General features: G+C 67.4%; 11 protein-coding genes. 2 read left to right on the forward strand and 9 right to left on the reverse strand.

Features of this window, described 5'->3' with window-relative positions; all coding sequences use genetic code 11:
* Positions 1 to 73: 73 nt before the first annotated feature.
* The 5 genes from proB to ACFY5D_RS03110 form a co-directional block, all read right to left on the reverse strand.
* Positions 74 to 1,213: a glutamate 5-kinase gene (proB, locus tag ACFY5D_RS03090; protein ID WP_387524880.1), complete on the reverse strand. Its 1,140-nt coding sequence runs from the start codon at positions 1,211 to 1,213 to the stop codon at positions 74 to 76.
* 9 nt (positions 1,214 to 1,222) lie between these two features.
* On the reverse strand, positions 1,223 to 2,794 hold the full coding sequence (gene obgE / locus ACFY5D_RS03095) for a GTPase ObgE (RefSeq protein ID WP_387524882.1): 1,572 nt from the start codon (positions 2,792 to 2,794) through the stop codon (positions 1,223 to 1,225).
* 149 nt (positions 2,795 to 2,943) lie between these two features.
* Positions 2,944 to 3,198 carry a 50S ribosomal protein L27 gene (gene rpmA / locus ACFY5D_RS03100; protein ID WP_068737764.1) on the reverse strand — a complete coding sequence of 85 codons (255 nt, stop codon included), beginning with the start codon at positions 3,196 to 3,198 and terminating at the stop codon, positions 2,944 to 2,946.
* 48 nt (positions 3,199 to 3,246) lie between these two features.
* Positions 3,247 to 3,555: a 50S ribosomal protein L21 gene (rplU, locus tag ACFY5D_RS03105; protein ID WP_387527543.1), complete on the reverse strand. Its 309-nt coding sequence runs from the start codon at positions 3,553 to 3,555 to the stop codon at positions 3,247 to 3,249.
* Between the two features lie 195 nt (positions 3,556 to 3,750).
* Positions 3,751 to 7,170, reverse strand: coding sequence for an Rne/Rng family ribonuclease (locus ACFY5D_RS03110; RefSeq protein ID WP_387524886.1), 3,420 nt, complete (start codon positions 7,168 to 7,170; stop codon positions 3,751 to 3,753).
* 557 nt (positions 7,171 to 7,727) lie between these two features.
* Between ACFY5D_RS03110 and ACFY5D_RS03115 the strand changes: the two genes are divergently transcribed.
* Both ACFY5D_RS03115 and ACFY5D_RS03120 read left to right on the forward strand, forming a co-directional pair.
* Positions 7,728 to 8,363 carry a vitamin K epoxide reductase family protein gene (locus ACFY5D_RS03115; RefSeq protein ID WP_387524889.1) on the forward strand — a complete coding sequence of 212 codons (636 nt, stop codon included), beginning with the start codon at positions 7,728 to 7,730 and terminating at the stop codon, positions 8,361 to 8,363.
* Positions 8,356 to 8,754 (forward strand): DUF2809 domain-containing protein, encoded by a 399-nt coding sequence (locus ACFY5D_RS03120; protein ID WP_387524891.1) that lies wholly within the window; start codon positions 8,356 to 8,358, stop codon positions 8,752 to 8,754. The genes ACFY5D_RS03115 and ACFY5D_RS03120 overlap by 8 nt, the downstream gene beginning before the upstream one ends.
* Positions 8,755 to 8,865: 111 nt before the next feature.
* Here ACFY5D_RS03120 and ndk read toward each other — a convergent pair whose 3' ends face one another.
* The 4 genes from ndk to ileS all read right to left on the reverse strand — a co-directional run bounded on the left by ndk (position 8,866) and on the right by ileS (position 14,464).
* Entirely contained in the window at positions 8,866 to 9,282 is a 417-nt protein-coding gene (gene ndk, locus ACFY5D_RS03125) for a nucleoside-diphosphate kinase (RefSeq protein WP_387524894.1), read from the reverse strand.
* A 71-nt stretch (positions 9,283 to 9,353) separates the two neighbouring features.
* The gene (locus ACFY5D_RS03130) at positions 9,354 to 9,797 is read right to left on the reverse strand and encodes a DUF4233 domain-containing protein (RefSeq protein ID WP_387524897.1); all 444 of its coding nucleotides are present in this window, start codon (positions 9,795 to 9,797) and stop codon (positions 9,354 to 9,356) included.
* 3 nt (positions 9,798 to 9,800) lie between these two features.
* The gene (locus tag ACFY5D_RS03135; RefSeq protein WP_387524900.1) at positions 9,801 to 11,162 is read right to left on the reverse strand and encodes a bifunctional folylpolyglutamate synthase/dihydrofolate synthase; all 1,362 of its coding nucleotides are present in this window, start codon (positions 11,160 to 11,162) and stop codon (positions 9,801 to 9,803) included.
* The gene (gene ileS, locus ACFY5D_RS03140; protein WP_387524903.1) at positions 11,159 to 14,464 is read right to left on the reverse strand and encodes an isoleucine--tRNA ligase; all 3,306 of its coding nucleotides are present in this window, start codon (positions 14,462 to 14,464) and stop codon (positions 11,159 to 11,161) included. Before ileS ends, ACFY5D_RS03135 begins: the two co-directional genes overlap by 4 nt.
* Between the last annotated feature and the right edge of the window lie 74 nt (positions 14,465 to 14,538).

Below are 14,538 nucleotides of genomic sequence, written 5' to 3' on the forward strand. Positions count from 1 at the left end.
CTACGCACGAAGCGGCCGGGCCCGCCCTTTGTGTCAAGGGCGGGCCCGGCCGGGAGTGCAACGTCGGACGGTGCTAGACGACGACCAGGTCGTCCACGTGCACCACGGCGCGCTCGTACTGGGTTCCGAGGTCCTGGGCCAGCTCGTGCGTGGAGCGCCCGAGCATCTGCGGCAGTTCCTCCGAGGAGTAATTGACCAGGCCGCGGGCGATCACGGTGCCCTGGGCGTCGGTGATCTCCACCGCGTCCCCGGCCTCGAACGAGCCGTGCAGCCCGGTGATGCCGGCCGGAAGCAGCGAGGCGACGCCGGAGGCAACCGCCCTGACCGCACCCGCATCCAGCAGCAGGCGGCCCTGCGTGGCCGCCAGGTGGGCCAGCCAGAGCATGCGGGTCGAGCGGCGTCCGCCGCGGGCCGAGAACCACGTTCCCACGTCCTGCCCCGCCAGCGCCGCTGCGGCGTTGGCGGTGGAGGTGACGAGTGCCGGGATCCCGGATTCGGCGCTCATGGTGGCCGCCTCGACCTTGGTGGCCATGCCGCCGGTGCCAAGTCCGGCCCCGCCGGTGGAACCGATGCTCACGGCTTCCAGGTCGGCGTTGCTGTCGACGCGCGAAATCCGTACTCCCCCGTCGTTCGGCGGGGCGTCGTAGACGGCGTCGACGTCGGAGAGCAGCAGCAGGGCGTCGGCCTTGACCAGGTGCGCCACCAGGGCGGCAAGCCTGTCGTTGTCCCCGAAGCGGATCTCGTGGGTCGCCACGGTGTCGTTCTCGTTCACGATCGGCACCACGCCCAGGGCCAGCAGCCGGTTCAACGCACGGAACGCGTTGGCGTACTGCTGGCGGCGGATCAGGTCATCCGCCGTGAGCAGGACCTGTCCCACCGTGACACCGTGGGCGGCGAACGCCTGGGTGTACTTGGCCATCAGCAGTCCCTGCCCCACGGAGGCCGCTGCCTGCTGCGTGGCGAGGTCGCGCGGCCGGCGCCCCAGGTTAAGGGGTGCCAGGCCGGCGGCGATCGCGCCGGAGGAGACAAGGATCAGCTGGGTCCCGGCGGTGCTGACCGCCGAGAGCCGGTCCACGAGGTTCGAGAGTGCTTCCTCGGAGATCCCGCCGTTGAGCGTGGTCAACGACGAGGAGCCGACCTTGACCACGATGCGCGAGGCACGCGGGATGTCCTGGCGTTCGTCAATGCCCGAGGGGTGGTTTGTGGCTCGCACGGTGGTTTCCTACTCCCCCTTTTTGGGTTCTTGGTGCTTGTAGTTCACCGACTCGGTCCAGATGCCGGCCTTGCGCTCGGCTTCCAGCTCCTCGCGGGCCGCTGCCTTGGCGTCCTTGCGATCGGAGTGGATGGCCTTCTTTTCGCCACGGGACGGGCGTGCGCCGTATTCCTCGATGCGCACGTCCTGGCCGCGGCGCGAACCGAGCAGTTCGGCGCCGGCAGCCATTGTCGGCTCCCAGTCGAAGACCACGGCGTCGACTTCCGAGCCGATGACCACTGCGTCGCCCGGGCGGGCACCCATCTTGTACAGCTGGTTTTCGACGCCGAGCTTGGCCAGGCGGTCGGCAAGGTAGCCGACGGCCTCGTCGTTGCGGAAGTCGGTCTGCTTGATCCAGCGCTCCGGCTTTTCGCCCATGACGCGGTACAGGGCTTCGAGGTTGCGCTCTTCCTTGCGGATGATGAACCCCGCCTTGCTGGCCTTGGAGGCGCGCGGACGCACCACCTCGACCTCAACGGCCAGCGGGGCTGCCTCGAGCTTGGCACGCGCCTCCGTGACCAGCTCGGCCATGGCGAAGGAAAGGTCGCGCAGGCCTTCACGGCTCATCGCGGAGACCTCGAAGACGCGGTAGCCGCGCTTCTCCAGTTCCGGGCGCACGAACTCGGCCATGTCGCGGCCGTCCGGCATGTCGACCTTGTTCAGGGCGATCAGGCGCGGGCGCTCGTTCAGCGGGATGATCTGTCCGTCGGCGCCGGCGAAGGAGGAGTCGGTCTCGTAGGCATCGAGTTCGGCCTGGATGATGTCCAGGTCGGTGACCGGGTCGCGGTCGGCTTCGAGCGTGCCGCAGTCGAGCACGTGCACCAGTGCGGCGCAGCGTTCGACGTGGCGCAGGAACTCGTGGCCCAGGCCCTTGCCCTGCGAGGCGCCCGGGATCAGGCCTGGGACGTCGGCAACGGTGTAGCGGACATCGCCGGCTTCGACCACGCCGAGGTTCGGGACCAGGGTGGTGAACGGGTAGTCGGCGATCTTGGGGCGTGCCGCGGAGATCGCCGCAATCAGCGAGGACTTGCCTGCCGACGGGTAGCCGACCAGTGCAACGTCGGCAACCGACTTGAGCTCGAGGATGATCTCGGCTTCGTCACCGGGAATGCCCAGCAGCGCGAAGCCGGGGGCCTTGCGCTTCTGGCTGGAGAGCCCGGCGTTGCCAAGGCCGCCCAGGCCACCGGCGGCGGCGATGTATTCGGTGCCTTCGCCGATGAGGTCGGCGAGGATGTCGCCGGCGCGGTTCTTGACCACGGTGCCCTCGGGCACCGGAAGGATCAGGGATTCGCCGTTCTTGCCCGGGCGAAGGTCGCCCTTGCCGCCTTCGCCGTTGCCGGCATGGCGGTGGGGAGAGTGGTGGTACGAAAGCAGCGTGGTGGTTTGGGAATCGACGCGCAGAATGACGTCGCCGCCATTGCCGCCGCTGGCTCCGTCAGGACCACCGAGGGGCTTGAACTTTTCGCGTTTGATGGAGACACAGCCGTGCCCACCGGTACCACCGGAGACATGGAGGACCACTCGGTCGATGAAGGCTGCCACGGTTGAAAGCTCCTAGCAAAAAGGGGGTGAAGAGTTTCATTCGATCTTTATTGTAGCGACCGAAGAAACATGAGGTTTCTGGAAAAACACAAAGAGGGTGAGCCGTGCGGCCCACCCTCCAATGTGTAATGAATGCGGTTATGCGCTAATTAGTCAGCGATAACGATGTTCACGACGCGACGGCCGCGACGGGTGCCGAATTCGACAGCTCCGGCCTGCAGTGCGAACAGGGTGTCGTCCTTGCCACGACCCACGCCGGCGCCCGGGTGGAAGTGGGTGCCACGCTGGCGAACGATGATTTCGCCGGCCGATACGACCTGACCACCGAAGCGCTTTACGCCAAGGTACTGGGCGTTGGAATCGCGACCGTTGCGAGTGGAACTCGCGCCCTTCTTATGTGCCATTGAATATGCCTACCTTCAGGTAATGAGAATTCTTGGAATCAACCGCAATTAAGCGATCGAGGTGACCTTGACCTTGGTCAACATAGCGCGGAAACCCTGGCGCTTCTTGTAACCGGTCTTGTTCTTGTACTTCTGGATGACAATCTTCTGGCCACGAAGGTTCTCAACGACCTCAGCGGTCACCTTAACCTTGGCCAGCTCGTCGGCTGCGGAAGTTACCTTCTCGCCATCTACCAGCAACAGGGCCGGCAGTTCAATGGAGGCGCCTGGGGCAGCCTTCAGGCGATCAAGGGTAACGAGGTCTCCTACAGAAACCTTTTCCTGGCGGCCGCCAGCGCGGACAATTGCGTACACCACGTGGGTACTCACTTCTACTCGACGTTCAATATGTCTTGCTGCGCATCACTACCTCAAATACTAACGAGGATTGCGCTGTGCTGGCACGCCGAGCGGAAGAATCCGATAGCTGGCGTTCGCACCGAGGATCCAGACTACGCTAAAAAGCGCTGCCGGGGCAAATACAACTTACCCCAGCAAGTCGTCAAGACCCAATTATTTCAACTCGTTGACCGGTACCCCGACACCCAGCATAATCGGCGCATTGGCGTCGTTTAGGGGCTGAGCGACCTTTGGGGCATCTGCCAACGAAGCAACATGGGCGGAACCCGATGTTGCAGGCGTGTCCGATGCCACAGAAACTGCGGCGTCAGACCCACCCTGCGGGCTCGTGGCACGGCGGCTGCGCTTGACGCGCACCACCGGCTCGATGCCCGAAGTCTTAGAGGTCGCCACAACGGCCTTCGTTTCCGAAGGTGCTGCGGCGGAAGCCTGGCCTGCCACGCCGGAGATGACCGGTGCAGCCTGCTCGGGAGCCTGGGTAGCCTGCTCCGGGGCCTGCGCAGGGGCAGTGGCCTTGGAACGGCTCTTGCGGCGGCTACGGCTGCGCGGGGCACGGGTGCCCTGGGCGTCGTCGTGCCCGCCGGCGTCGTGGGACTCCGCCTCCGCCACCGGGGAGTTGTCCGGAAGCGCTGCTTCCAGGTTCTCCAGGGTCAGCTCCGGGGCGGAAGCCTCGGAACCGGCACGGCGGCGGCGTGCGTTCGGCACGACAACCTGCTCTCCACCCACGGTCAACGTGGCGTCGACGGCTTCGGCCGCGGCATCCTCGTGCTCGTGGGCGGCGTGTGCTGCTGCGGCGATGTTGGCAAAGGCCGTGCGTGCTGCGGTTGCCTTGGCCTCGTTGGCCTCGGGCTCCACCGCATGGACCTCGGTTGCCACCTCGGCGTTCTCCGACGGGGTCGGCTCCTCCGAGGCACGGTTGCGGCGGCGGCGTTCGGCCCGCGAAGGCTTCTCCTGGCCACGGCTGACCGCAGCATGCGGCTCGCCGGTGGAGTTGAACGCACGTCGGTGCTCGACGGGCTCGTCGTGGGTGATCACGCCGCGGCCGTTGCAGGCCTCGCAGTTCTCACCGAAGACCTCCAGCAGGCCGGTGCCCATGCGCTTTCGCGTCATCTGTACCAGGCCAAGCGAGGTGACCTCGGCAACCTGGTGCTTGGTGCGGTCGCGGCCAAGGCATTCGACCAGGCGGCGAAGCACCAGGTCGCGGTTGGACTCGAGCACCATGTCGATGAAGTCGATGACGATGATGCCGCCGATGTCGCGCAGGCGCAGCTGGCGAACGACCTCCTCGGCCGCCTCCAGGTTGTTCTTGGTGACGGTTTCCTCGAGGTTGCCGCCGGAGCCGGTGAACTTGCCGGTGTTGACGTCGACAACGGTCATGGCTTCGGTGCGGTCGATGACCAGCGAGCCGCCCGAGGGCAGGAAGACCTTGCGGTCAAGCGCCTTGTGGATCTGCTCGTCGATGCGGAAGGAACCGAAGATGTCCTCGTTGTTCTCCCACTTTTCCAGGCGCGAGATCAGGTCCGGGGCCACGTAGGTCACGTAGGCCTCGATGGTGTCCCATGCCTCGTTGCCGGAGACGATCAACTTGGTGAAGTCCTCGTTGAACACGTCGCGGACGACCTTGATGGTCAGGTCCGGTTCGCCGTAGAGCAGTTCCGGGGCCAGCGTCTTGGTGGACGTCGAGGCGGCCTCGATGCCTTCCCACTGGGCGCGCAGGCGGTTGATGTCGTTCATCAACTCTTCCTCGGAGGCACCCTCGGCCGCGGTGCGGACGATGACGCCCGCGTTTTCCGGCAGGTGGTCCTTGAGGATCTTCTTCAGGCGGTTGCGCTCCACGTCCGGGAGCTTGCGGGAGATGCCGGTCATCGAGCCACCCGGCACGTAGACCAGGTAGCGGCCCGGCAGGGAGATCTGGCTGGTCAGGCGGGCACCCTTGTGGCCCACCGGATCCTTGGTGACCTGCACCAACACGGTGTCCCCGGACTTCAGGGCGTGCTCGATGCGGCGCGGCTGGCCGTCGAGGCCCGCGACATCCCAGTTGACCTCGCCGGCGTAGAGCACGGCGTTGCGGCCGCGTCCGATGTCGACGAAGGCGGCTTCCATGGAAGGCAGCACGTTCTGCACCTTGCCGATGTAGACGTTGCCGATCAGCGAATCCTGCTGGGTCTTGGAGACGAAGTGCTCGGCAAGGATGCCGTCCTCCAGGACACCGATCTGGATGCGGTCTTCGCGCTGGCGCACGATCATCTGGCGGTCGACGGATTCGCGGCGTGCGAGGAACTCGGCCTCGGTGATCACCTGGCGGCGGCGGCCCGATTCACGCGAATCGCGGCGGCGCTGGCGCTTGGCTTCCAGGCGGGTCGAGCCCTTGACGGCCGTGACCTTGTTGGACATGACCGAATCCAGGGACGTGCGCGGTGCGCGCACGCGGGTGATGGTGTTCGGCGGATCGTCCTGCTCGCCACCGGCAAGCTCGAGGTCGGCCTCGCCACGGCGGCGGCGACGACGACGACGCGAAACGACGGCGTCGCCATCGGTCTCGTCCTCGTCGGACTCGGCGCCCTCGGCGGCTTCGCCCTCGGTGCGGGTGCGGGAACGCGAACGGCGGTTGCGGCGGTTGCCTGCCGAATCCTCGTCCTCGTCCTCGTCGGCCGCAACGGGTGCGACGACGGAAAGGTCGGGAGCCTGGAACAGCACGGAGAGTGCCATTTCCGGGATCGCGAACGGATCGGTGATGCCTGCGGATTCGGTTCCGGCGGTGGCCATGGCCTCGGCGGCGACGGCCTCGACGATGCTCGCGGCAGCGGCCGGAGCCTCAGCGACAACCTCTGCGGTCGCGGGCGCCTTGGCCGAACGCGAGGACCTGGTCGGACGCTTGCGCGCCGTCTTCGCCGGTGCCTCTGCCGGGGCTTCCACGGTTTCCTCTGCTGCGGCCTCGGCCACAACGGCAACTTCTTCGACTCCTTCGACCGCTTCAACAGCGGCGGCTTCAACAACCGGTGCCTCGGCTACCGGAGCCTCAACGGCGGTTTCCTTGACCGGGGTGCCGGCGGCGTCGCCGGCCGGTGCCGAGGCGCGGCGGGAGCGTGAACGGGTCGGGCGCTTGGCCGGGGCCTTCGCTTCGGCCTTTTCCTCGACCGGGGCAGGGGCTTCGGTTGCGGGCTCGGCGGCCGATGCCGCAACGGGGGCTGCTTCGATGATGCCGACCGTGGCATCGGTGCCGGCGACCGGGCTGGTGACTGCGGAGGTGGCGCGGCGCGGGCCGCGCTTGGCCGGGGCCTTCTTCACGGGTGCGGCGGCCGCGGTTTCAACGACGGGCGCTGCCGCGGGGGCCTCGGTCTTGGCGTTGGCGGCCGGGCGGCGGCGCGCCGGGGTGGTCCGCGGCGCAACGGTGGCACGGGTCTTGCGGGTGGGTGCCGCTGCGGCGTCGTTGAGTTCCGCGAGGGTCATCGCACGGCGCACCGGGCGGGCCGGGACCGTGGGTTCGCTGGAGGTGTTGCGCGGGCGGCTGGTGCGGCCTCGTCCCTTGGGGGTCTGACCTGACGCTTTTGATTCGTCGCGATTTGCTGCCATTTTAAAAGAGTGCTCCTCATGGATCGGCTGCTCCCACAGATAGCTCGCCGAGCCTTGGTTGGTTCGCAGTAACCGGGCCGGTGTGGCCACGTGTCCTAGCGGAAGTCGTTTGCTCGTCTTGCAGGGTACGCCAACCATCGTGGGGCGCGGCATCCGGCAAAACCAACGGCGCTTTTCCAAACAAGCCGCTTTTTGTTGCGGCGACCAAATCGCGGTATTCGCTCAGACCTTCGTATAGGCGGTCTCTACGCAGCAGATGCATCGCAATCGGGCTTGAAAGCCTGTCGTTGGGTTGAAAGCAGACTGTGGATCCGCGAACAACCATTGCAATTGTCTCATACCGTGGAACTTCGGCCGACCCATCTGCACATTTCGGCGCGTCCGGGCATGTCGAGCAGCAGGCGAATCCCGTCCGGACCCCTTCGCCGACTCCCCCTTGACGTGCGGCTTGCCGTGCCGGGAGGCCCGTACGCGGGGTTTCGGCCACTAGACTTCAAGCATCGGCACCGCTTTGCCGGCGCCGCCGAACCACTGCAGGAAAACCAAGGGAGTTATTGATGAGCACGTCCCGAGCCGACGCGGACTCGACAGGCATCGACGAGGCCGGCCTCCCGGCACTGCGGCGGTCCAAGCCCTTCGGGCTGTTCCTGGTGATCACCGGGGCCGTCGCCTGGCTCGCCTCCGGCATCCTGGTGCTCGAGCGCCTGGCCCTGTACAAGAACCCCGACTACGTGACCAGTTGCGACATCAACCCGTGGGTCTCCTGCGGCACCGTCATGAAGTCCAGCCAGGCCGCGCTGCTGGGCTTCCCGAACCCGTTCCTGGGCATCGTGGGCTTCGGCATCGTCATCACGATCGGCATGGCGCTGCTTGCCGGGGCCCGCTTTGCCCGCTGGTACTGGCTGGGTGCGCAGGCGGGCATCACCCTGGCGATGGTCTTCATCGTCTGGCTCTGGTCCCAGGCCCTGTACGAGATCAACGCCCTGTGCCTGTACTGCATGGTGGTGTGGACGATGATGATCCCGATGTTCATGTTCACCACGGCACGCAACGTGGCCCACGGGGTGATCCCGGCCCCCGCGGGCCTCAAGCGGTTCTCCGCCGAATGGACGTGGGTGCTGACCGTCGTGCTGCTGATCCTGACGGCCGCGAGCGTCGTCCTTCGCTTCCCGCAGGCGTTCTTCGGTGGCTGACCCGCGGGCACGCAGGAGGCGGCTGGCCGCGGGGCTGCTGGTTGTGCCGGTGGTTGTGCTGGGCCTGGCGGCCCGCTTCCTTGCCGCTGGACCCGCGGCGGACCTCTCCGGAGGGGTCCTCTACGCGGTGCTGATCTACGTCCTGCTGGTGTTCCTGCGGCCGCGCGCCGCCGCCTGGTCCAACGCGGCGATCGCCCTGGCGTTCTGCGTGGCGGTCGAGCTGCTGCAGATCACCCCGATCCCGGCTACGCTTGGCGCGGCCTTCCCGCCGGCCCGGCTGGTGCTCGGCTCCACCTTTGTCCCGCTCGACCTGCTGGCCTGCCTGATCGGCACGGCGCTGGCGTTCGGCATCGATTCGCTGATTGCCTCGGTGCGCGCCGGCCGGGAATGAACCCCGTTTCACAGTGAAACGCGTCCGGATGCGCCAAGGGCCCGGCACCGCTCCCCCGATGGGGGGAAGGTGCCGGGCCCTTGGCGTTGGGCCTCTCGGCCGCTGGACCGCTTAGGCGAACCAGATGCCGATCTCGCGGGCGGCGGACTCGACCGAGTCCGAACCGTGGACCAGGTTCTGCTGGACCTTCAGGCCCCAGTCGCGGCCCAGGTCGCCGCGGATGGTGCCCGGGGCAGCGGTGGTCGGGTCGGTGGTGCCGGCCAGCGAGCGGAAGCCGGTGATCACGTTGTGGCCCTCGGCGATGATGGCCACGACCGGGCCGGAGAGCATGAACTCCACGAGCGGCTCGTAGAACGGCTTGCCCACGTGCTCCTCGTAGTGCGCCTCGAGCAGCTCGCGGGTCGCGTGGACCTGCTTGAGCTCGGCGATGGCGTAGCCCTTGGCCTCGACGCGGGCGATGATCTGGCCGGTCAGCTGGCGCTTGACGCCGTCCGGCTTGATGAGGATGAGGGTGCGTTCAATGGTCATGAAGCTGCTCCTGTCACGGGTAAGTGGTGCAAAAAACGGTATTTCGTACTGATTCTACGGTTGTGCGCGGGCTACGAAGCGCCGGGCTCCGGGTTCGCGGCGTCCCACTCGGCCTGCTCCCTGGCGCGCCGTGCGGTCTCCACGTCCATCGAGTGCCCCTTGGTCACCGCGTACCACCAGGTCGCGGCGAATGCCAGGCCGATGACGAACATCTCGGTCATCAGGAACCCGGTCAGGATGAAAATGAGCTGCAGCCCCCAGCCGATGGCGTAACCCAGCGGTTTTTTCAGCAGGGCGCAGGTGAAGATGCAGGCCAGGGCCAGCACGGAGCCGGCGCCGAGCGCCAGCACCGGGCTGACCGTCTCGCGATGAAGCCCGGAGTAGGCCAGCGCGACGAAGAACGCCAGGAAGGCCTCCAGCGTGAGCACCGTTGAGGCGAACATCACACGGGTGGAGCGCGGCTTCTTCGGCTGGCCCGGGCGCCATTCCCGCTGCGCCTTGGTCATTCGTGCCATGTTCTACTTTCCCCCCATCAGCATGCGGGTCTCCCCGATCAGCGTGATCGACCCGGTGACGAGCACGCCGCCGCCGAAGTCCTCGCTGTCCTCCGCGCGGCCGACGGCCCATTCCAGGGCGTCGTCGAGGCGCTCGGTGACGTAGAGGTCCTCCTCGTCGAAGCCCGCCTCCAGCGCCATGGTCGCCAGCTCGCCGGCCGGGATGGCGCGCGGGGAGTTGGACTGGGTGATGCAGACGTCCTCGACCAGGTCGATGTACTGCTCGCGCAGCTCGGCGAGCATGGCCGGGGCGTCCTTCTCGGCGAGGATGCCGATGACCAGCACCAGCTTGGAGAACCCGAAGGCCTCCTTGACGGCCTTGGCCGAGGCGCGGATGCCGTCCGGGTTGTGCCCGGCGTCGAGCAGCACGCTCGGGGCGGTGCGGATGACCTCCAGGCGGCCCGGGCTGGTGGCGGCGCCGAAGCCCTCCATGACCAGGTCGTGGTTAAGCTCCGTCTGCCCTCCCCCGATGAACGCCTCGACGGCGGCCAGCGCCACCGCGGCGTTCTGCGCCTGGTGCTCGCCGTGCAGCGGCAGCAGGATGCCCGGGTAGCGCCCGGCCAGGCCCTGCAGGTCCAGCTGCTGGCCGCCCACGGCGACGATGCGGTTCTCGACGCCGAACTCGACGCCCTGGAACTTGTAGGGCACCTCGAGTTCGCGGGCCCTGTCCAGCAGCACCTGCGCGGCGTCGGCCGGCTGGGCCGCGGAGACGAGGAAGCCGCCGGGCTTGATGATGCCGGCCTTCTCCGTCGCGATCAGCTCGGTGGTGTCGCCCAGCAGCTCGGTGTGGTCCAGCGAGATCGGGGTGACCACGGAGACCTGGCCGTCGCCCACGTTGGTGGCGTCGGTGATGCCGCCCAGGCCGACCTCGATGATCGCCACGTCCACCGGGGCGTCGGCGAAGATCGCGAAGCCCAGGACGGTGATGGCCTCGAAGAAGGTCATCCGGTTCTCGCCCTTGGCCGTGAGCTCGTCGTCGACGATCTGCAGGTAGGGGGCGATCTCGTGCCAGATCCGCACGAACGTCTCGTCGTCCACCGAGTCGCCGTCGATCGCGATGCGCTCGGTGACCGAGGTCAGGTGCGGCGAGGAGTAGCGGCCGGTGCGCAGGTCGTGGGCGCGCAGCAGCGACTCGATCATGCGGGCCGTGCTGGTCTTGCCGTTGGTGCCGGTCACGTGGATGATCGGGAACGCCTTGTTGGGCTCCCCGAGGATCTCCATGGCGCGGAACATCGGTCCCATGCGCGGCTCGATCTTGTTCTCCGGTGCGCGCGCCAGCAGTTCGGCGTAGACGCCCTCTACGGAGTACTTGTCATAGGTGCTCACGTGGTTGGTCCCATTTCGTTCTCGGCGGCCTCGGCGGCCGCCACGGTTTCGACACGGACGACCGGTGCGGCGCCGTCCTCGGCGGTGTGCAGCACCAGGCCGGCGCTCAGGGTCTCGCCCTTGACCAGTTCGGCGTTGGCGTGCAGCGCGGCCACGGTGGCCGCATCGGCGGTGATCTCGGTGCGGATGCGGTCCCCGACCAGCAGGTCCGCGTCCTTGCGGGCGGACTGGATGGCGCGGATCATGTCCCGCGCGGTTCCCTCCGCGGCCAGCTCGGCGGTGACCTCGGTGTCGAGCACCAGGAACCCGCCGCCGGGCAGCACGGCCGCGGCGATCGACTCGTCGCCCGCGCCGGCTGCGACCACGGTCTCCAGCGTGTACTCGTGGGGCTCGAGTTCCAGGCCGCCGGCGGTGACGGTCCCGGCATCGGACACCGACCAGTCGCCCGACTTGGCGCCCTTGATGGCGGTCTGCACGTTCTTGCCCAGGCGCGGGCCGGCCGCGCGGGCGTTGACGACCAGCTGCTGGCTGATGCCGTACTCGGCGGCGTTGGCCTGGGCGGCGTCGATCAGCGTGACGCTGCGCAGGTTCAGCTCGTCGGCGATGATGGTCGCGAACGTGCCCTCCAGCGCGGCGGCGTTCGGCGCGGCGACGGTCATACCCTGCAGCGGCAGGCGCACGCGCAGGTTGGCGGCCTTGCGCAGCGAGGAGCCGACGGAGGCGATCCGGCGGGTGGCCTCCATCGCGGCGACCAGCTCGTCGTGGCGGCCGAAGAGATCGGCATCCGGCCATTCGGCCAGGTGCACCGAGCGGCCGCCGGTGAGCCCGCGCCAGATTTCCTCGCTGGCCAGCGGCAGCAGCGAGGCGCTCACGCGGGTCAGCGTCTCCAGGCAGGTGTACAGCGTGTCGAACGCGTTGGTGTCCTCGTCGAAGAAGCGCTGGCGGGAACGGCGCACGTACCAGTTGGTCAGCGTGTCCATGTACTGGCGGATGGTCTCGGCGGCCTCGGAGATGTCGTAGGCGTCGAGCTTGGCCGTGGTGTCGCGGACCAGGTCGCCGGTGGCGGCGAGCATGTACGCGTCCAGCGGGTCGGTCGAGGTGTAGGACAGCTTGGCCTGGTAGCCGGCGCCGTTGTTCGCGGCGTTGGTGTACAGGCAGAAGAAGTGCCAGACGTTCCACATGGGCAGCAGCACCTGGCGCACGCCCTCGCGGATGCCCTGCTCGGTGACGACCAGGTTGCCGCCGCGCAGGATCGGGGAGGCCATCAGGAACCAGCGCATGGCGTCGGAGCCGTCGCGGTCCAGCACCTCGTTGACGTCCGGGTAGTTGCGCAGCGACTTGGACATCTTCTGCCCGTCGGAGCCCAGCACGATGCCGTGGCTGATCACGTTCTTGTACGCCGGGCGGTCGAAGAGCGCGGTGGAGAGGATGTGCATGGTGTAGAACCAGCCGCGGGTCTGCCCGATGTACTCGACGATGAAGTCCGCCGGGTGGTGGGTGTCGAACCAGTCCTTGTTCTCGAACGGGTAGTGCGCCTGGGCGTAGGGCATCGACCCGGAGTCGAACCAGACATCCAACACGTCCTCGACGCGGTGCATGGTGCCGGAATCGGCGCAGCCCTCGTGGGACTTGGTGAGGTCGTCGATGAACGGGCGGTGCAGGTCCGGCTGGCCTTCGTGGTTCAGCGGCAGGCGCCCGAAGGCGGCCTTGATCTCCTCCAGCGAGCCGAACACCTCGCGGTGGGTGCAATCCTCGCCGTCGCATTCCCAGACCGGGATCGGGGAACCCCAGTAGCGGTTGCGGGAGATCGACCAGTCGCGGGCGTTTTCCAGCCACTTGCCGAACTGGCCGTCCTTCACGTTCTCCGGGATCCAGTTGATCTGCTGGTTCAGCTCCAGCATGCGGTCCTTGATCTTGGTGACCTCGACGTACCAGGAGGAGATCGCGCGGTAGATCAGCGGGGTGCGGCAGCGCCAGCAGTGCGGGTAGGAGTGCTCGAAGGAGGCCTGCTTGATGAGGCGGGCGTCGTTCTTGAGCAGGTTGGTGATGGCCTTGTTGGCGTCGAACACCTGGACGCCAACGATCTCCGCCAGTTCCCCGCCCTTGAACAGCGGCAGGAACTTGGCGCCCTCGTCGACCGAGAGGATCACCGGGATGCCGGCGGCCTCGCAGATCTTCTGGTCCTCCTCGCCGTAGGCGGGGGCCTGGTGGACGATGCCGGTGCCGTCGGTGGTGGTCACGTAGTCGGCGGCCAGCAGCTGCCAGGCTTGCGCGGTGTTGTACGTCTCGACGTCGGCGAAGGTGTCCCAGAGCGGCGCGTACCTGAGGCCGGCGAGCTCCTTGCCGGTGAAGCGCTTGGCGATGGCTTCCTGCGCGGCGGCGGCATCCGCGTAGCCCAGGTCCTTGGCGTAGGCGCCGACGAGGTCCTCGGCGAGCATGAAGTCGCCGGTGGCGTTGGAGGCCTTCACGCCGTTCTCGCCGGCGGGCAGCACCGCGTAGACGACGTCGGGCCCGACGGCCAGCGCCATGTTGGTGGGCAGGGTCCACGGGGTGGTGGTCCAGGCCAGCGCCTGGACGCCCGCGAGCTCCTTGGAGATTTCCGATTCGCCGGCGAGCAGCGGGAAGGAGACGGTGACGGTCTGGTCCTGGCGGTCCTTGTACACGTCGTCGTCCATGCGAAGCTCGTGGTTGGACAGCGGGGTCTCGTCCTTCCAGCAGTACGGCAGCACGCGGAAGCCCTGGTAGGTCAGGCCCTTGTCGTGCAGCTGCTTGAAGGCCCAGATGACCGATTCCATGTACTCGACGTTCAGCGTCTTGTAGTCGTTCTCGAAGTCGACCCAGCGAGCCTGGCGGGTGACGTAGGTCTGCCACTCGTCGGCGTACTTCATGACGGAGGTGCGGCAGGCGTCGTTGAACTTGTCGATGCCCATGGCCTCGATCTGCACCTTGTCGGTCATGCCCAGCTGCTTCATGGCCTCGAGCTCGGCCGGCAGTCCGTGGGTGTCCCAGCCGAAGCGGCGCTCCACGCGGGAGCCGCGCTGGGTCTGGTAGCGGGCGACCAGGTCCTTGACGTAGCCGGTCAGCAGGTGGCCGTAGTGCGGCAGGCCGTTGGCGAAGGGCGGGCCGTCGTAGAAGACGAACTCGTTGGCGCCGTCGACGCCGGCATCGCGGGCATCAATGGAGGCCTGGAAGGTCGAGTCGTTCTTCCAGTAGGAAAGGACCCGCTCCTCGATCTCCGGGAAACGGGGAGAGGCTGGCGTCACGCCATGCGGGTCGGTCGAGGCCTTGGGGTAGCTGGTCATCTGCGGCAGTCCTGGGATCGGTGGCGCACACTCGCGCCGGGCTTCTCCAACACAGGGACGAGTCTCAGTGATTG

This window comes from Paeniglutamicibacter sp. NPDC012692 (assembly GCF_042901625.1).
Taxonomy (GTDB): domain Bacteria; phylum Actinomycetota; class Actinomycetes; order Actinomycetales; family Micrococcaceae; genus Paeniglutamicibacter.

What these genes read in the sequence shown, in the direction of transcription:
- rpmA (WP_068737764.1), bottom strand. Translation starts at nt 3,198, where the DNA reads ATGGCACATAAGAAGGGCGCGAGTTCCACTCGCAACGGTCGCGATTCC.
- ACFY5D_RS03110 (WP_387524886.1), bottom strand. Translation starts at nt 7,170, where the DNA reads ATGGCAGCAAATCGCGACGAATCAAAAGCGTCAGGTCAGACCCCCAAG.
- ACFY5D_RS03115 (WP_387524889.1), top strand. Translation starts at nt 7,728, where the DNA reads ATGAGCACGTCCCGAGCCGACGCGGACTCGACAGGCATCGACGAGGCC.
- ndk (WP_387524894.1), bottom strand. Translation starts at nt 9,282, where the DNA reads ATGACCATTGAACGCACCCTCATCCTCATCAAGCCGGACGGCGTCAAG.
- ACFY5D_RS03130 (WP_387524897.1), bottom strand. Translation starts at nt 9,797, where the DNA reads ATGGCACGAATGACCAAGGCGCAGCGGGAATGGCGCCCGGGCCAGCCG.
- ileS (WP_387524903.1), bottom strand. Translation starts at nt 14,464, where the DNA reads ATGACCAGCTACCCCAAGGCCTCGACCGACCCGCATGGCGTGACGCCA.